This window comes from Bacillus alveayuensis, assembly GCA_030812955.1.
Taxonomy (GTDB): Bacteria; Bacillota; Bacilli; order Bacillales; family Aeribacillaceae; genus Bacillus_CB; species Bacillus_CB alveayuensis.
Genome location: JAUSTR010000003.1, coordinates 88,344 through 105,951, shown reverse-complemented (window position 1 = coordinate 105,951; position 17,608 = coordinate 88,344). Strand labels below are relative to the sequence as shown.

Sequence of the window (17,608 nt, the reverse complement as noted above, 5' to 3'; positions counted from 1 at the left end):
CCATTTCAGTGTATGATTTGTTGATGAATACGTTCTGTTAGAAAATTTATGTTTAAGGGTGTTGAAGCTTTGAAAGGTAAATACGGAATTGTGGATATTGGTTCAAATACAATACGTTTAGTTATTTATCAACAAGATAAAAGCGGTAGGTTAAAAGAAATTGAAAATGTAAAGGCAGTGGCGAGACTTCGCAACTTTTTGCTCGAAAATGGGGAATTAAGTGAGGATGGAATAAATGTTCTTATCGATACATTAAAATCGTTTCAAGAGGTAACCCGTTTTCATCAATTACGAAACGTTAAATGTGTAGCGACAGCGACGATTCGTCAAGCGATTAACCAAAAAGAAATCATTCAAATTGTGCAAAAAGAAACAGACTTTCAAATTCGCATCCTATCCGAATACGAGGAAGCTTATTACGGTTTTTTGGCAGTCGTGAATTCAACATCCATCCATGATGGATTTACGATTGATATCGGTGGGGGAAGCACAGAAATTACTTACTTTCAAAACCGGAATTTGAAACATTTCCACAGTTTTCCTTTCGGTGTTCTTTCTTTAAAAAAACAATTTGTAAAAGGGAATACACCAACAGAAACGGAATTAAAAGCACTTAAGCAGTTTTTACAAAAACAGTTTGCTAAGCTCCCATGGTTAAAAGGAAAGAAACTACCGATTATCGCTATTGGAGGTAGTGCGCGCAATTTAGTACAAATGGATCAAGCACGCAAACAGTATCCATTGAAAAACCTTCATCAATATCAAATGGATTTAAAAGATATTGTAAATGTAAAAAATTATTTGACCTCTCTTTCTTTTGATAAGCTAAAGCAAGTTGAAGGTCTTTCAAAAGACCGAGCAGATATTATCATCCCCGCTATTGAAGTGTTTTTACAGTTATATGAAACTGTTGAAGCGACAGCATTTATATTAAGTAGAAAAGGTTTAAGAGATGGCATTTTTTATGAAGAATTATTGAAAGATATTGGGTCACCGATTTTTACGAATGTTGTGGAAGAAAGCTTTCAGCAGTTGGCGATTGATTATGAAGTCGATTTAAAACATGCGTTTCAAGTAACGAACATTGTATATATGTTGTTTCGACAATTGAAGGACCAACAAATTGGAGAATGGACAGACGTTGATGTTCAATTGCTTCGAACTGGAGCCCTTTTTTATAACCTAGGTCAATATATTGACCCTGAATCGAGTAGTCAGCATACGTTTTATTTGTTAGCTAATCGCACGATTGACGGGATGTTTCATAAAGAACAAGTAGAGCTTGCCTTGATTGCATCATTTAAAAATTCCTCTTTATTTAAACAATATGTAGAACCTTTTCAGCAATGGTTTTCAAAGGAGGAGCAGCGGAAGCTTCGTTTTTTAGGGGCTTTAATCAAGTTTGCCTATCATTTGAATGCAACGAAACGGGATATTGTCGAAAACATTCATGTAAAAGTAGATGAAAAGGGAACGATCCACGTGAATATTTACTGTAATCAAAATTGGCAGCCGGAACAGTATCAAGTTGAAAAACAAAAAAAGCACTTAATAAAAGTGTTAAAACGAGAAGTGAAGTTGCATTTTTTGCCAATAAACACAAAAATGATGCAGCTAATATAAAGGAGCCTTTCATAGGCTTTCTTTTTATGCTAATTTTTAATTAGAACGATTAAGTGATGATGCAAGAAGGTGAAAATGATGACGATGACAGAAAATAAAAATAGAGAAAGGGATTTAAGCAATCCAAAGTACTACAATAATCGCGAACTAAGCTGGCTTGCTTTTAATAAACGAGTGTTAGAGGAGGCAGAGGATGAACGTAATCCGTTGCTTGAACGGATGAAATTTTTAGCCATTTTCAGCTCCAATCTCGATGAATTTTTTATGGTCCGTGTTGCTGGATTAAAAGATCAAGTGAAAGCAGGTTTTAACAAGCCGGAAAATAAAGCAGGCTTAACACCGAAAGAGCAATTGTCGCAAATAGCGAAAAAAAACCATCAATTAGTCGAACATCAATATCACATTTTTAATCATAAAATTGTTCCACAATTGGAGCAGGAGAACATTTTCTTTTTAACCATTCAAGATTTAACAAACAAGCAACTACTTCAGCTAGAAAAATATTTTGATGAGCATATTTTCCCTGTCTTAACACCAATGGCAGTCGATGCATATCGCCCGTTTCCAATGCTTCTAAACAAAAGCTTAAACCTCGCCATTTTGCTTGAAGACAGCTGCGAAACGGATGAAAATCGCATTAAAACAGCCATCGTCCAAGTCCCAGCCGTTTTAGATCGCTTGATCGAGGTAGAAGGGGAACAGGGAAATCGGAACTTTATCATGCTAGAGGATGTCATTAGTCATTTTATTTACAAGCTATTTCTCGGTTATAAAGTTGTATCAGTTACGGAGTTTCGGATTACACGAAATGCGGATTTAACGATTCATGAAGAAGGAGCAAGAGATTTATTAAAGGAAATTGAAAAGGAATTAAAGAAACGAAAGTGGGGAGCGGCTGTACGTTTAGAAATTAAAAAGTTCGGACGAGATCATCGGATTTTAAAGTATTTATTACAAGAGCTAGAAATTCATGAAAAGGATGTTTACGAAATTGACGGTCCGCTTGATTTAACGTTTTTATTTTCTTTTTATAAAATATTAAAACCGACTCATGAACATTTAGTTTACGAAACGTTAATACCACAGCCTCCGAAGGATATTGGTTCAGATGAAGACCTATTTGAGGTGGCAAAAGAAAGAGATATTTTGTTGCACCATCCATATGAATCATTTGAACCTGTTGTCGATTTTGTGTCAGATGCGGCCGATGACCCGGATGTACTAGCAATCAAACAAACCTTATACAGAGTCAGCGGGGATTCACCGATTATTGAAGCGTTAAAGCGAGCGGCTGAAAACGGGAAGCAAGTAACGGTATTAGTTGAATTAAAAGCGCGGTTTGATGAAGAAAACAACGTACAGTGGGCAAAGGAGTTAGAGAAAGCGGGCTGTCACGTCATTTATGGAATGACTTATTTGAAAACACATAGTAAAATTACACTTGTTGTCCGGCGAAAAAATGGTAAAATTGAGCGTTTTGTCCATTTAGGAACAGGAAACTACAACGATCAAACAGCAAAGATCTATACAGATATCGGACTCATCACTTCCAAACAGAAATTTGCTATTGATGCAACGAACTTTTTTAACTACTTAAGCGGATATACCGAAAAGCCGACCTTTCATCATCTCTCAGTATCTCCATTTGATATTCGAAGTAAATTCATCGAGCTCATTAACCAAGAAATTCAATTTCAAAAACAATACGGAAATGGTCGGATTATTGCTAAAATGAATTCGTTGACAGATAAAGAATTAATGATGAAATTATATGAAGCATCATGTGCAGGCGTCAAAATTGACTTAATCGTTCGCGGTATTTGCTGTTTACGTCCTGGTATTAAAGGAGTAAGCGAAAATATTGCCGTTCGAAGTATTGTCGGTCGATTCCTAGAGCATAGCCGCATCTATTTATTCAATCATAATGGGGAGAAAAAAATATTTCTTTCCTCAGCTGATATGATGACTCGCAATATGGAAAGACGTGTGGAAATATTATTTCCAATCTATGATGGACAATTAAAAAAGAGACTGAATGACATTCTTGATATTTTACTAGCTGATAATGTTAAAGCACGCGAGCAGGATGAACGCGGGGATTATCACTACGTACAACGTGCAGCAAATGAGCCGGAAATTGATTCACAGCTTATTTTATTTAATATGGCCTACAAGGTTCGTGATGATGAAGAGTAATGATGAAGCTTCATAAATGAAGGGAAGAAAGCGAAAATTATGTCCGGAAGAAGGAGAAACTTTAAAAGAACGAATAAATGGCCAGCCCCTTTACGGTATTTGTGAAGGGGCTAGTTCGTATTTATTTCGATTTTAAAGTAAATAACGTTATTTCTGGAACGGATAAAAAACGGTAAGGCACCCTTGTGGTCCCTAATCCTCTATTAACATAAAGAGTTGTCTTCCCAACTTGATAAAGACCTTCATAATATTGTTCTGCATAGGGTGGTGTGTAAAGTGCACCGATGAATGGAAGCTTAATTTGGCCACCATGTGAATGACCAGAGAGCTGAAGATTTATTGAAAATTGTTGTGTACGATTGACGGCATCTGGTTCATGTACGAGTAAAATGGAAAAAGCATTTTCTTCCATGTTTTGTAATGTTCCATTCCAATTAGGCCTTCCAAGCATTAAATCATCGATACCAGCAATATAAATATAGCTGCCATCCATTAAGGTGATTTTTTTCGTCTCATTCCTTAACAAATGAAAATTAGACAGTTCGAGAATGTTTCGGTAAATATTCGTTCCGTATCCACCATGATCGTGGTTTCCATATATTGCGAATTTGCCTAATGGTGCGTTCAATTTTTTTAATAAAGGGATGATTTCGTTTATGTGTGAATAGCGATTAGGTTCATCAATTAAGTCTCCCGTAAAAACGATCATATGTGGCTTTAATGAATTAATCGTATCAATCACATTTTTAAACTGTTCAATTGTAAAAAAATCACTTAAATGTGTATCGCTAAATTGAACGATTGTCACTTCATGAAAACTCGCTGGTATTTGTTCATGTTCGACCGTCTGTTTCGAAATCGCAAGCCGTCTAGGCTCAATGTATTTAGCATAGCTATAGCCTCCAACCGTACCTCCTATACTCGTCAAAAGTATGCCTAAAAAGCCTTTTAAAAAGTGTCGTCGTGAAATACCTTTCATTGATCTCAACCATTCCTGCCGTGACTTATTTTTATATTATAACATTGATCAAAAAACTTTGTGGTAATAAAAATAGTAAGAAAATACAGATAATTAGTGATAAAATATTTATACGTTGTTTTCGTAAATTTATTGTTTTTCGACTTACGCTATAGCGTGACATAGCAAGCGTACCGCTTGCCTGACAGTCGATAAGTTATCGTATAGTAATGCAACAATCTTTTAGAAAAGAGGCAATTTATAAGGATTAAAGGGTAGGTTTCTTTCAAGTAATGCTATGAAAATATGGTATAATTAAACAGTAAGGTAGTTATAATTGTGAGGGGATATTCATGGATCCATTAGACATTTTAACAAATTTAGAACGAGTAGAACCATTTTATCAAGCTATATTTAGTGCTGATGAACAAAAAGTGATTGGCTATGAGGTGCTTGGAAGAATAAAATTCAAAGGGGAATGGAACAGCTTAGGATCTTTTTTTCAAGATGAGTCCGTTCCAGAAGAATATCGCATCGAAGTCGATGATTATATAGTAAAAAAAGCTATAAAAGAAATAAAACAACTCGATGAAGATATTCTCATATTTATAAATCGTGATCCTAATTTACTAATGATTGATAATGGTGAAAGCTTATTAAATATATTACTAAATGAAAAAGAAAAAGAGCTCGATTTAGAACGAGTCGTCATTGAAATCACAGAGCATAACTTTACAGGCGATATTGAACAGTTGAAACATCTACTTACTTACTATCGAACATATGGAATTAAAATAGCTGTTGATAATATTGGCAAGGAAAGCAGCAATTTAGATCGAATTGGACTATTATCACCAAATATTTTAAAAATTGATTTACAGCCGTTGAAAAAAGCAACCCCAAGTCAAACCTATTTGGACGTTTTATATTCCATTTCTTTACTTGCTCGAAAAATTGGCGCAACTCTTTTATATGAAGACATTGAAGCAAACTTTCAGCTTAAGCATGCTTGGAAAAATGGGGGAAGGTATTATCAAGGCTTTTATTTACACCACCCATCACGTACATTTATTGACAGGGATTTTTTAAAAGAACGATTAAAAGATGAGTTTCAACATTTTATCTATTATGAAAAGAAAAAGCTTGAAATTTTATATGAAAAGTCAGAGGAGTTTCACACATTAATTCAACACCTGATCAATAAATATAAAAAGTCGACGAAGGATTATAATGAATTCATTACTCTTTTAGCTGAAGATTTGTCACACTGCAGCTTTCGCATTTATGTTTGTGATGAAAATGGGTTTCAGCAATCAGGTAATATTTTTAAAAAAGAAAATGGCTGGGTGTTCCAGCCCGAGTATTATATGAAAAATTGGAGCTGGCGCCCTTATTTTTTGGAGAATATTATGAGAATGCGTGTCAATAAAAAAGGGTTTTTTAGCGACTTATATAGTGATATTGAAACAGGGGAAACGATACGAACATTTTCGTACCCACTGAATGAACGCCATTACTTGTTTATTGACTTGCCTTATTCTTATTTATTTGAGCAGGATGGTTTACTATAACAAATGTATAGATCACCACCTTTTTTCAAACGCTATAGAAAAAAGGTGGTTATATAGATGCAGTATATGAATTTTATTTTAGGGATTATTGCTTTAATCATATTAGTGATCGGACTCGTTTATACGATATGGACAGGCAAGCTAGTTGACGCAAGACAAAGTAAGTATGATACAAAAATCAATGAAAAAGTGGATGAACGGCCATATTTACGTAATCCAATTTTTCTGGCCTATATGATTTTTATAGGAATTTTGTTGTTTTACTTAATTTATGTTTATCTTACTGAATGGTAAACTTTATTTCGCCTCATGTAAAATAATATAAAAGGTCACTAGTATTGATTATCCATTATTTGACTTAAAGATACAGAATCGTATGGCTGAACACATGCTTTTCTGCCGGAGTCGGCAAGCGATTCGCTTGCCGACTCCGGCAGAAAAGCTAGAAATAGAGCCATCTCAACTGGTTTTTATTGGTTAATCAACACGCCTGATAAAAGGTCGTGATCATCGCATATTTAAAGTCCAAATGAGGCTGTCTCATAAGTGTTTGACCCATTTCACTATAAATAGTAGGAGGTTTTAACACTTTATCACAGCCTCTTTTTTGTACATTCAAACGTATGTAAGTCTCAATCAATACTGTTCGTAAAATAGCTGCTTTTTCTTCTAAAAGGGTCGCTGCATTCATTTTTCCTCTACGAAAAATTCGACATGAACATTTCATGCATGTTGAAATTTGCTAGGATTTTACGAATTGTTTTCCGTCATAACCATGACCACAACGGTACAATAAACATAAGAAAGTTAAATTAAGGAGGTGATCCAGTGCGAACGAGTTTATTTGCTATGATCATTGTGGCGATTTTGTTTGGACAAGTCCCGCTAAATGTAGCTGCAATTGAAGAGAAGGAATTGATGAAAGAAGAAACGATTTGGTTTTTACAAGATGCATTTGCAGCCCAAGTTTCACTTACCGAAAAAGAAAGGTCTCTATCTGAGATAATGTATATATTAACACCTTATTTTACTTACACCTTCCGTCAATCCTTCATCCATGAAAACGTCGAGAAAGGAAAGAGCGGCTACTTCGTATATGCAACAGATGCCCCTAATAATAATGTAGTTCCATTTTTTGATTATAACAAACCATTTACTTTTCAATTGAATGAAACAACTCGATTAATCTATCAATTTTTCCCAAAATCATCCGAAGGTCCTGTCTCTTATGAAGATCACTACGAAGCTGTTTATTTTAAAAAAGAAGATGGAAAATGGAAAATACATCAAATTCAATTTTCGGAACAACAACCGCATATTCCACACGACGAACTGAATAATCTGGAAGGACAACTACCGCTTCAAAACGAAAAGGGACAAAACATGCATGAAAGACAAACTATCCAAAAGAACAATGAACGAAAAATGGCGAACCAATCAGTAAATTCTGTTCAAAATGAAAAGAACTATGATGGGAGATACATGCAAACGGAGGAAAAATTGAAAATTCCATTGATTCCTTTTCTCCCAACTTATTGGACAGTAAAATCGTATATTTTTTCGCAAAATTATTATTGACAATGAAATTGATAATCATTATCATTATAAGTGTAATCTCGCTAAATCAATACCCCCGCTCCCCCTTTGTTAGTAAAACCTCGGCTTATGATCGATGCCGAGGTTTTAACTATATTTTTGAATTTTTTACTAATTTTTTATTTCTTTTTTGTCAAATAATCGACTAACCCCATTGCACAAACTTGACAATCAACTGATAAAATTTCATACACTTTATGGTTTTCTGGAACACCGATATTTGTCAAATATGTAGAAATTCGATTTTTAAGCTCCTTTTCGACAGCTTGAACCGCTGCATTGAAGTCATTATTTGTTATAGACTGAAAACCAGCTTCTCCAGCCTGCAAAAAGATTGGCATCCACTTGCGAATAGACGAATATACCGTTTCTGGATCGTGACATACTCCAAAATGGCTAAAATAAATTTCTTTTACGTCTAGGTTTTCAATAAAAGAGGTTGATTGCAGCATTTCATCAGGGTCAAATTGGTTTGGTGATGTAGAAGGTAAAATGAAATCAATTTTCTCCTTCTTCAGCTCATTATAATAAATACCTAATGTATCACCCGAAAAAATTCCCTTACTTTTGGAATCGTATATACTGAAGTGGTGTCTTGAATGTCCAGGAGTGTCATAAAAGGTTAATGTACAAGAGTCGCTTAATTTTAACGTTTCTCCGTGATGTTTGATCACCATTCGATCCTCTGGAATGGGTAGAATCGGATCAAAAAGCTGTTCAAATTTTTCCCCGTAGACGGCTTTTGCTCCTTTAATGAGCCGTGAAGGATCAGCTAAATGCTTAGCTCCTTTAGGGTGAACAATTACTTTTGCATTTGGACAATGCTTTAATAACAGCCCTGCCCCGCCAGCATGGTCGAGATGGATATGGGTAACGATAATATTTTTAATGTCATCAGGCGATAGCCCAAGCTCGCTTAACCCATTTAATAGATGTGGTACAGATGGACTAGCTGAAGTTTCTATAATCGTTAACTCATCCTCTTTTAGTACATAAGAAGCTGTGCGTCCCTTTCGCTTTAAATCATACGTGTCGATGATATACAACCGATTTGATAATTGATATACATCCGTCATCATAATCCCTCCCCAGCTTTTATTGTACGACTTTTCGAACTTTTTTGTAAAATAAAAAATGGGTAAAAGCAGGTAAAAAGTGGATAAGATTGTCCGACCATCGCCTTTTGTTCGGTTCACTTCACACTAAAGTGTGACATAGGAAGCGTGTCGCTTTCCTAGACAGTTGAAAAGCTAAGATTGTAAAGCAACCAGGCGTGTTGATTAACCGATAATAACCAGTTGAGATGGCTCTATTTCTAGCTTTTCTGCCGGAGTCGGCAAGCGAATCACTTGCCGACTGGGCATGCAATACGCATGCCCTTCTCGAACAATGAACGCTTTGCAGGCAAATTCATTTGCCCGCTTGCGTTCTTGTTCGAGGGATGTGGCAGAAAAGCATGTGTTCAGCCATACGATTCTGTATGTTTAAGTAAAATAATGGATAATCAACACTTGTGTAAAGCAACAATCTTTTAGAAAAGAGCCTTTACTTTTTAGAACTCTCATTGTTGTTATTACATACTTTATTTCACATAAAGATATTTCGTTTCGATATCATCAAATTTTTGGATATATGTTATCATTAATGTAGTCCATTATGTTCTAAAAATAAACGTTTAAATAATTTGATTTTAAACATTGAGAGGTAGAAGAACCATGTTTAGTATTCATTCGGAAAAATTTTTAGAAACATCCATTATGGATATCATTATTCCGGCAGATAAAGTAGCTCATGTGCAAATTGGCAATAATTTAGAACACGCTTTATTAGTTTTAACGAAAACGGGATATACAGCTATACCGGTTTTAGATCCGTTTTTTCGTTTACACGGATTAATCAGCACAAATTTAATCATGGATTCGATATTAGGATTAGAACGCATTGAATTTGAAAGGCTTGAAGGAATGAAAGTAGAAGAAGTGATGAATAAAGATATTCCTAGACTTTTAAAAACCGACCAAGTGATGAAAGCTTTGAAGCTTGTGATTAATCATTCATTCGTATGCGTAACAGATGATGACGGTGTATTAGAAGGGATTTTTACCCGTCGTGTGATTTTAAAACATTTACATCAACATTTACGAAAAATGAATAAATAAAATCAAACGAGTCGATCCACATTCTACTAAACGACATACGTTGATGAACAAATAGAAAAAATGTGAAATATATCGATTTTTTGATGCGCCTTCTCGGGCGTTTTTCATTTACATAAAAATCGTATTGACATGAAAAAGGAGGTTAAAACTTGGGAAATGTAATGTCTTCAAAAGAGAATGAATGGCTTATGAAAAAAAGAACGAACCGTCCATTCGTTCTAGCTGCGGTGATGCTTGCTATGTTTATGGCTGCAGTAGAAGCGACGATTGTTGCCACAGCAATGCCTGCTATCGTATCTGAAATCGGTGGATTTTCAAAATATAGTTGGATTTTTTCTTCGTATTTACTTATGAATGCTGTAACGGTTTTAATCTACGGAAAGCTTTCAGATATTTTTGGGAGAAAGCCAATTTTAATTATTGGAATTATAATATTTTTAATTGGTTCCATTTTATGTGGTTTAGCACAATCAATGGATATGCTCATTATTTATCGGTTTGTTCAAGGTCTTGGTGCAGGCGCTGTCATGCCGATCGCTTCAACCATTATCGGAGATATTTATACAAAAGAAGAACGCGCTAAAATTCAAGGATATTTATCTAGTGTATGGGGGATTTCCGCCATTATTGGTCCAGTATTAGGGGGAGTATTAGTCGAATATATTAGCTGGCGCTTCGTCTTCTGGATGAATATTCCTTTAGGATTATTGGCAATTGTTAGCCTTGTATTTTTTCTACATGAGAAGATTGAAAAGAAAAAAGTGGAAATTGATTATTTAGGTGCACTCTTTCTGTTTTTGACCGTTAGCTCTCTTATGATTGTTTTAGTCGAGGGTGGTGTAGCTTGGGCTTGGACATCCTTAACGACAGTCTTCCTTTTATCTGTATCGGTTTTGTTTCTTATTCTCTTTATTGTTCAAGAGCAGCGTGCCATAAACCCGATGATGCCATTTACGATTTGGAAAGACCGGTCAATCTTCATAGCTAACGCAACATCTTTTACAACCGGAATTATATTGATGGGTATTTCCTCTTTTCTCCCAGCATTTGTACAAGGCGTTATGGAAAAGTCGCCGATGGTAGCTGGCTTTACGCTGACTACTATGTCCATCGGCTGGCCGATTTCCTCAACGATTGCTGGCAGGCTTATATTATCAATTGGCTTTCGTAAGACATCCGTAATAGGCGGCCTATTTTTAATGTTCGGAGGAGTTGTATTTTTCTTTTTATCTAGTGATGATGGCCCATTGATGGCCATGTTCGGTTCTTTTTTAATCGGTGTAGGAATGGGCTTTTCCACAACTTCCTTTATTGTCTTAATTCAATCAGCAGTTCAATGGAGTGAGCGTGGCATCGCTACTGCTACAAACATGTTTATGAGAAATTTAGGAAGTACGGTTGGAGCTGCTTTACTAGGAGGTGTATTAAACAGCAGTTTAAAAAATTATTTACAAAAACAAGGTAATGATGTGGAGGCTAGCTTGAATGCTGCCCATTCACTGCTGAATCCACATGGAAATGATTCTTTATCCCATCAAGCAAGGGAAGTATTGCAAGAAGGATTAAACATTGCTTTACATCACGTTTATATTTTTGTGCTAGCTTTTGCAGTTGTTAGCTTTATGTTGATTTTGTTTTTACCGCGGGAAAAACGAGAATAAAATGATGAATTGATCCCCAAAAGCGCTTGATGGAAACTTTATAATGAATGTTGAAAAATATAAGCCTATAATATAAGCATAACTTATGAATTGGGTGATAGTGATGCAAATATCTGAATTACAAATGCTTGTTACGTTGGCAGAGGAAATGAATATGCGCAAAGCAGCAGAACGATTGTTTGTTTCACAACCTGCCTTATCACAACGTCTTCAATCGATCGAAAAGTCATGGGGCTTTAAAATTTTTTTAAGATCACAAAAAGGTCTTACATTAACACCTGCTGGGGAAAAGGTCATTCAATTTGCCAAAGAAATGGTAGCAAAGGAAGAAAAACTTCGCGAAGAAATTTCGCAAATGGAAGGTGAGGTTTACGGGACATTAAAGCTTGCTGTCGCTTCAATTATTGGCCAACATTGGCTTCCAAAAGTTTTAAAGGATTATGTCCAACTATATCCTCAAGTGAAAATCTCGCTTATTACTGGCTGGTCGAGTGAAATGCTAAAATGTATGTATGAAGAGGATATTCATATTGGCATTATTCGAGGCAATCCAGAATGGAAAGGGATCAAGCAGCATTTATTATCAGATACCCTCTATTTAGTTGATACGGAAATTAATAAACTTGAAGACCTCATTCATACAGAACGACCATTTATCCAGTTTAAAAGTGATTCCACCTACTATCAAGAGATTCAAGATTGGTGGCATAGACAATTTAAAGTATTTCCGAAGAGAACGATTGTAGTTGATCAAATTGAAACTTGCAAGCAAATGGCCTTTAATGGCATCGGTTTTGCTATTTTGCCATCGGTAACGCTTTTAGATCATGATCATCATATTTTTAAAATCCCACTTCTTGATGAAAATGGGAACGCAATTAAACGAGACACGTGGTTGCTAGGGACAGAGGCTTCCTTTCAATTAAAGCATGTACAAGGGTTTTTACACGTTGTCAAAAAACATTCTGGTGAATTTTAAATGAACTTTAAAGATCAGTAAAAAGCAGGTATAAATAAGCAAAAAGTCATCACGCTTCCTTATTTCCATGTAAAGCTTGTCAAAAGAAACCTTTCTTTGATAGAGTAAAGGTATAAAGTGAAACGATCAATTTAGGGATACACCCTTGCAAAGGATCGTTTTCATGCATTTTCTATTTCATGGCTATGCTTCTATGGATTCTATAAAAGAAACTGAAAGAGAGGAGTTTATACATATGAAAATGATGGATGCCAATGAAATTATTTCTTTTATTCAAAATAGTAAAAAATCAACACCTGTAAAAGTTTATATGAAAGGTGATTTAGAAGGCATCGATTTTGGTGCAAATGCGAAAACTTTTATAACAGGAAATTCAGGTATTGTCTTTGGTGAATGGGAAGAAATTTCGAAAGCATTAGAAGAAAATCAAGCAAAAATTGAAGATTATGTCGTTGAAAATGACCGCCGCAACTCAGCAATTCCGTTATTAGATTTAAAAGGGATTAAAGCTCGTATTGAACCAGGGGCAATTATTCGTGATCAAGTAGAAATTGGTGACAATGCCGTTATTATGATGGGAGCTATGATCAATATTGGTGCTGTTATTGGGGAAGGAACGATGATTGATATGAACGCGGTCTTAGGTGGACGTGCGACAGTAGGAAAAAACTGCCATATCGGAGCTGGTGCTGTTCTTGCAGGTGTCATTGAGCCACCTTCCGCTAAACCAGTTGTCATTGAGGATGACGTCGTTGTTGGTGCTAATGCAGTTATTTTAGAAGGAGTAACTGTTGGAAAAGGAGCGGTTGTTGCTGCTGGTGCTGTCGTTGTCGAAGATGTTGAACCGTATACAGTTGTTGCAGGAACACCTGCACGTAAAATTAAAGACATTGATGAAAAAACGAAGGCGAAAACGGAAATTAAACAAGAATTACGTCAATTATAATGAAATGGAGCTTGTCGATATGTCGGCAAGCTTCATTTTTAAAAGTGAGGTTTACTTAAACAGTAGGTGGTGATGAATTTGAATTTCGATGAGCTAATAACGATTCGACGAGATTTACATCGAATCCCGGAATTAGGATTTCAAGAATTTAAGACCCAACAATATTTACTTCAATACATATCATCTTTACCGCAAGAAAGGCTCGAAGTTAAGAAGTGGAAAACAGGAATTTTTGTCAAAATAAATGGAGTAAACCCAAAACAAATGATCGCATATCGTGCCGATATGGATGGCTTACCGATTGAAGAAGAGACGGGACTTGATTTTCGCTCAGAGCACGAAGGAAATATGCATGCATGCGGCCACGATTTTCATATGACGATTGCATTAGGAGTTTTAACTTATTTTGTTCATAATCCCATTTGTGACGATCTATTATTTATATTCCAGCCTGCTGAAGAAGGACCTGGCGGAGCAGAGCCTATGCTACAAAGTGACATCATGAAGGAATGGAATCCGGATTTTATTTTTGCCTTGCATATTGCCCCAGAGCTCCCAGTCGGAACGATTGCGACAAAACCAGGGTTATTATTTGCAAATACATCGGAATTATTTATCGATTTAAAGGGAAAAGGCGGGCATGCTGCTTTTCCACATCAAACAAATGATATGGTTGTAGCCGCTTCTATGCTAGTAACCCAGCTTCAGTCGATTGTATCGAGAAATATTGATCCATTAGATAGTGCAGTCGTGACTATTGGGAAAATAACAAGTGGAACGGTTCAAAATATTATTGCTGAAAGGGCTCGGTTAGAAGGAACGATTCGGACCTTATCTGTACAATCGATGAAAAAAGTAAAAGAAAGAATTGAGGCCTTAGTAAAAGGAATTGAAGCAGGATACCAATGTGAAGCGATGATTGATTATGGCGCCATGTACTATCAAGTTTGGAATGAAGAAGAGCGAACACGAGAATTTATGTCCTTCGTTGAAAAAGAAACAAATATCATCGTAAAACAATGTACAGAGCAAATGACTGGCGAAGATTTTGGCTATATGTTAAAAGAAATTCCTGGATTTATGTTTTGGTTAGGAGTCGACTCTCCATTTGGCTTACATCATGCCAAACTAAATCCAAATGAAAACGCCATTAAAGTAGCGGTTGACTTATTATGCCAGTATATTTCTTGGAAAGGAAATTAAAAAAAGAGCATAATTCCCATCTCCATGTGACAAATTACTGTTAGGAGGTGGGATGAAAAAATGGCGAAAATTGGTGTTGAACAATCATTAACTCAAGTTCAAGCTGCATTGCGTGAAAGAGGTCATGAAGTCGTAACGCTCAGACAAGAAAATGATGCACAAGGCTGCGACTGCTGTGTTATTACGGGACAAGATGAAAATGTGATGGGGATTCAAAATATTGTCTCTGAAGCTTCAGTGATTAATGCTAGAGGCATGAGCGCTGATCAAGTTTGTCAGCAGGTAGAACGGAAATTAAAATAAACCTCTTATAGTAGTGGGTAATAAGAAGAGTCCATTTAGGCTCTTCTTATTTATGCAAAGGAAATTAAACTCAGCTTGTGTAATAGCCTGATATTTTGCGGCAGTTTTATTTATTAATCCTTTTGTTATAGTTGCTGCTTTTAAGATAAAAAATAAGTCAATTACTGATTCGTCGATTCTTCTATCATCTCATGATCGGTTAGGTATTCAAAAGCAACACGTTTATAAAAAAAGAAAGAGGAAAAGGCGTCACCCTTCTTCATTTTTATGAATCATCACTTGATGTGGGAATGGGATTTCAATTCCGTGCTGATCTAGCGCTTCTTTTAGCACTTTACGTAATTCCCGTTCTACATTCCATTGCTCCATATTTTTCGTCTTCGCCAAAACACGAATCACAACATCAGAGGCTCCTAATGTTTGAACCCCAAGCACATTCGGACCTTCTACAATAGCATCATTAGTAGTGGCTAATTGATCACAAGCCTCCTGTAAAACGGTAATCGCTTGATCAATATCTTCACTGTAAGCAATGCTTATATCAACAAGTGCTCGCATATTTCCGCGTGAATGGTTGCTTAAGCCAACGATTTCCCGGTTTGGTACGTAATGAAGTGTTCCATCAAAGCCGCGAATTTGTGTTGTTCGTAAACCAACAGCCTCAACGATTCCAGAATAACCACCAGTCGTAACATAATCACCTACATCGATTTGCTTTTCTAATAGGAGAAAAAATCCTGTTACAACATCACTTACAAGTCCTTGGGCGCCAAAACCGATTGCCAAACCAACAACTCCAGCTCCAGCTAAAAGTGCGGTTACATTATATCCAAACACTTGAAAAACGGTTACGACATAAATGAAAATTAACACATAAGAAAATAAGTTTAATGAAAGTGTTTGTAAGGTAAGGGCTCTTCCATTCGATATTTGATCTCGATTTTGCAATCGATCGAACGCCCTTTCGATTACTTTCGTGCCGATTGACTTTACGACTAAATAAACAATATAAATGGCGATTAGCTTTAAAATGATAATACCCGCTTTTGTGGCAAGTCCACCCCAATCAATGCTTTCAAGCCAATCCATTATCATCATCCTTTCTATAAAAAAAGCTGATTTCGTAAACTTTATTGCTTTTCGACTGCCTATGAACCGAACAAAGCACGTGATCGGACAAATTACAGTTGTCTGTCCATAAACTTTTGTTCAGTTCACAACATGCTATAGCGTGTCATAACAAGCATGTCTCTAGCAAGTGACAGTCGAAAAGCTATAGTAAAGCAACAATCTGTTAAAAAACCTAAAAAATAAATCCAATCGTTTGGTAACTTTTAAAAGAAATGTTAAACTAATATTACAGAAGCAAGTTTAACATAGAAAAAGACGATTTCATGGTTTGTCATGAAAATTTAATGAAAAAGTAAGATTATGGGATAATAAAATTGTTCATTTCTTTTATTTCCTTTAAACAATTTATTTAAATTAATTATTACTTTACATTGACTAAAAAAATATTGTCAATTATAATTAATTTAGTATGAGTATTGGAAAGATTTATTGAGAAAATGACGTCATTTTTCTCATTCTTTGTTGATTAAAGGAGTCACTCTGATTCCTTTGTCAAATAAAAATTTATTATGGAGGGATACATATGGCAGAACGTATGGTTGCAAAGCAAGCTCCACGTTTTGAAATGGATGCGGTTTTACCAAACAAAGAATTTGGTAAAGTTAGCTTAGAAGAAAACATGAAAAACGGTAAATGGACTGTACTTTTCTTCTATCCAATGGACTTCACATTCGTATGTCCAACTGAAATTATCGCACTTTCTGACCGTTATGATGAGTTTGAAGATCTTGATGCAGAAGTAATTGGCGTATCAACTGACACAATCCACACTCACTTAGCATGGATCAACACGGACCGTAAAGACAACGGTCTTGGCCAATTAAAATATCCATTAGCGGCAGACACTAACCATGTCGTTTCTCGTGACTATGGTGTATTAATTGAAGAAGAAGGTATTGCACTTCGCGGTTTATTCATCATTAACCCTGAGGGTGAATTAATGTACCAAGTTGTTCACCATAACAACATCGGTCGTGACGTTGATGAAGTATTACGTGTTCTTCAAGCTCTGCAAACTGGTGGACTTTGCCCAGCAAACTGGAAGCCAGGTCAAGAAACTTTAAACGTTTAAAAATATTTTAATCAAACAGTAAGGCCTAACGGGTTCGTTAGGCCTTTTTTAGGACATGATAAAATCGAGAATCTTGGTAGTGTCAAAAGAAATATGAAAACTCTTCGAATATTGAAGGCTTGGCATTGAGCCTCCACGAGCATGATTCTTTACGCAAAGACGCAGCCAATCCTTGTTGCGTAAGGCTTTATAGCCTATCATACTCGTCAC

16 protein-coding genes are annotated in these 17,608 nt (G+C 35.9%); 12 read left to right on the top strand and 4 right to left on the bottom strand.

Features of this window, described 5'->3' with window-relative positions; genetic code table 11:
* Positions 1–48: 48 nt before the first annotated feature.
* Together ppx and J2S06_RS06395 are read left to right on the top strand one after the other, a co-directional pair.
* Positions 49–1,623, top strand: coding sequence for an exopolyphosphatase (gene ppx / locus J2S06_RS06400; RefSeq protein ID WP_044895647.1), 1,575 nt, complete (start codon positions 49–51; stop codon positions 1,621–1,623).
* A gap of 78 nt (positions 1,624–1,701) precedes the next feature.
* Complete coding sequence (locus tag J2S06_RS06395) at positions 1,702–3,819, top strand: RNA degradosome polyphosphate kinase (RefSeq protein ID WP_419151718.1); 2,118 nt, start codon at positions 1,702–1,704, stop codon at positions 3,817–3,819.
* Positions 3,820–3,940: 121 nt separating this feature from the next.
* Here the strand turns inward: J2S06_RS06395 and J2S06_RS06390 are convergent, their stop codons facing one another.
* A complete protein-coding gene (locus J2S06_RS06390; RefSeq protein WP_419151717.1) occupies positions 3,941–4,798 on the bottom strand; it encodes a metallophosphoesterase in 858 nt (285 codons plus the stop codon).
* Between the two features lie 332 nt (positions 4,799–5,130).
* Between J2S06_RS06390 and J2S06_RS06385 the strand changes: the two genes are divergently transcribed.
* Both J2S06_RS06385 and J2S06_RS06380 read left to right on the top strand, forming a co-directional pair.
* Positions 5,131–6,348 (top strand): EAL domain-containing protein, encoded by a 1,218-nt coding sequence (locus tag J2S06_RS06385; RefSeq protein WP_419151716.1) that lies wholly within the window; start codon positions 5,131–5,133, stop codon positions 6,346–6,348.
* Between the two features lie 57 nt (positions 6,349–6,405).
* Positions 6,406–6,642, top strand: coding sequence for a hypothetical protein (locus J2S06_RS06380; RefSeq protein ID WP_419151715.1), 237 nt, complete (start codon positions 6,406–6,408; stop codon positions 6,640–6,642).
* 187 nt (positions 6,643–6,829) lie between these two features.
* Here the strand turns inward: J2S06_RS06380 and J2S06_RS06375 are convergent, their stop codons facing one another.
* Complete coding sequence (locus J2S06_RS06375) at positions 6,830–7,039, bottom strand: hypothetical protein (RefSeq protein ID WP_419151714.1); 210 nt, start codon at positions 7,037–7,039, stop codon at positions 6,830–6,832.
* A 137-nt stretch (positions 7,040–7,176) separates the two neighbouring features.
* On the opposite strand from J2S06_RS06375, the gene J2S06_RS06370 reads away from it, so the two are divergent.
* Positions 7,177–7,926 (top strand): DUF3993 domain-containing protein, encoded by a 750-nt coding sequence (locus J2S06_RS06370; protein WP_419151713.1) that lies wholly within the window; start codon positions 7,177–7,179, stop codon positions 7,924–7,926.
* A gap of 137 nt (positions 7,927–8,063) precedes the next feature.
* On the opposite strand, the gene J2S06_RS06365 is transcribed toward J2S06_RS06370, so the two are convergent.
* Positions 8,064–9,020: an MBL fold metallo-hydrolase gene (locus J2S06_RS06365; RefSeq protein ID WP_419151712.1), complete on the bottom strand. Its 957-nt coding sequence runs from the start codon at positions 9,018–9,020 to the stop codon at positions 8,064–8,066.
* Between the two features lie 639 nt (positions 9,021–9,659).
* Between J2S06_RS06365 and cbpB the strand changes: the two genes are divergently transcribed.
* The 6 genes from cbpB (at position 9,660) to J2S06_RS06335 (ending at position 15,195) form a co-directional block, all read left to right on the top strand.
* Positions 9,660–10,103, top strand: coding sequence for a cyclic-di-AMP-binding protein CbpB (gene cbpB / locus J2S06_RS06360; RefSeq protein WP_044895655.1), 444 nt, complete (start codon positions 9,660–9,662; stop codon positions 10,101–10,103).
* Between the two features lie 161 nt (positions 10,104–10,264).
* The gene (locus J2S06_RS06355) at positions 10,265–11,764 is read left to right on the top strand and encodes an MDR family MFS transporter (RefSeq protein WP_419151789.1); all 1,500 of its coding nucleotides are present in this window, start codon (positions 10,265–10,267) and stop codon (positions 11,762–11,764) included.
* A 103-nt stretch (positions 11,765–11,867) separates the two neighbouring features.
* Positions 11,868–12,743 carry a LysR family transcriptional regulator gene (locus J2S06_RS06350; protein ID WP_044895656.1) on the top strand — a complete coding sequence of 292 codons (876 nt, stop codon included), beginning with the start codon at positions 11,868–11,870 and terminating at the stop codon, positions 12,741–12,743.
* Between the two features lie 235 nt (positions 12,744–12,978).
* Positions 12,979–13,689 carry a 2,3,4,5-tetrahydropyridine-2,6-dicarboxylate N-acetyltransferase gene (gene dapD / locus J2S06_RS06345; RefSeq protein WP_419151711.1) on the top strand — a complete coding sequence of 237 codons (711 nt, stop codon included), beginning with the start codon at positions 12,979–12,981 and terminating at the stop codon, positions 13,687–13,689.
* A 78-nt stretch (positions 13,690–13,767) separates the two neighbouring features.
* Positions 13,768–14,892, top strand: a complete 1,125-nt coding sequence (locus J2S06_RS06340) for an N-acetyldiaminopimelate deacetylase (protein ID WP_419151710.1) — start codon at positions 13,768–13,770, stop codon at positions 14,890–14,892.
* 60 nt (positions 14,893–14,952) lie between these two features.
* The gene (locus J2S06_RS06335; RefSeq protein WP_419151709.1) at positions 14,953–15,195 is read left to right on the top strand and encodes a YkuS family protein; all 243 of its coding nucleotides are present in this window, start codon (positions 14,953–14,955) and stop codon (positions 15,193–15,195) included.
* A gap of 249 nt (positions 15,196–15,444) precedes the next feature.
* Here the strand turns inward: J2S06_RS06335 and J2S06_RS06330 are convergent, their stop codons facing one another.
* The gene (locus J2S06_RS06330; protein WP_459077044.1) at positions 15,445–16,290 is read right to left on the bottom strand and encodes a mechanosensitive ion channel family protein; all 846 of its coding nucleotides are present in this window, start codon (positions 16,288–16,290) and stop codon (positions 15,445–15,447) included.
* A 559-nt stretch (positions 16,291–16,849) separates the two neighbouring features.
* Here J2S06_RS06330 and J2S06_RS06325 point away from each other — a divergent pair.
* A complete protein-coding gene (locus J2S06_RS06325; RefSeq protein ID WP_044895661.1) occupies positions 16,850–17,398 on the top strand; it encodes a peroxiredoxin in 549 nt (182 codons plus the stop codon).
* The last annotated feature ends 210 nt before the right edge of the window (positions 17,399–17,608 follow it).

Coding starts and splice junctions, on each gene's coding strand:
- ppx (WP_044895647.1), top strand. CDS start 49: ATGTTTAAGGGTGTTGAAGCTTTGAAAGGTAAATACGGAATTGTGGAT.
- J2S06_RS06395 (WP_419151718.1), top strand. CDS start 1,702: ATGACGATGACAGAAAATAAAAATAGAGAAAGGGATTTAAGCAATCCA.
- J2S06_RS06390 (WP_419151717.1), bottom strand. CDS start 4,798: ATGAAAGGTATTTCACGACGACACTTTTTAAAAGGCTTTTTAGGCATA.
- J2S06_RS06385 (WP_419151716.1), top strand. CDS start 5,131: ATGGATCCATTAGACATTTTAACAAATTTAGAACGAGTAGAACCATTT.
- J2S06_RS06380 (WP_419151715.1), top strand. CDS start 6,406: ATGCAGTATATGAATTTTATTTTAGGGATTATTGCTTTAATCATATTA.
- J2S06_RS06375 (WP_419151714.1), bottom strand. CDS start 7,039: ATGAATGCAGCGACCCTTTTAGAAGAAAAAGCAGCTATTTTACGAACA.
- J2S06_RS06365 (WP_419151712.1), bottom strand. CDS start 9,020: ATGACGGATGTATATCAATTATCAAATCGGTTGTATATCATCGACACG.
- cbpB (WP_044895655.1), top strand. CDS start 9,660: ATGTTTAGTATTCATTCGGAAAAATTTTTAGAAACATCCATTATGGAT.
- J2S06_RS06355 (WP_419151789.1), top strand. CDS start 10,265: ATGTCTTCAAAAGAGAATGAATGGCTTATGAAAAAAAGAACGAACCGT.
- J2S06_RS06350 (WP_044895656.1), top strand. CDS start 11,868: ATGCAAATATCTGAATTACAAATGCTTGTTACGTTGGCAGAGGAAATG.
- dapD (WP_419151711.1), top strand. CDS start 12,979: ATGAAAATGATGGATGCCAATGAAATTATTTCTTTTATTCAAAATAGT.
- J2S06_RS06335 (WP_419151709.1), top strand. CDS start 14,953: ATGGCGAAAATTGGTGTTGAACAATCATTAACTCAAGTTCAAGCTGCA.
- J2S06_RS06330 (WP_459077044.1), bottom strand. CDS start 16,290: ATGATAATGGATTGGCTTGAAAGCATTGATTGGGGTGGACTTGCCACA.
- J2S06_RS06325 (WP_044895661.1), top strand. CDS start 16,850: ATGGCAGAACGTATGGTTGCAAAGCAAGCTCCACGTTTTGAAATGGAT.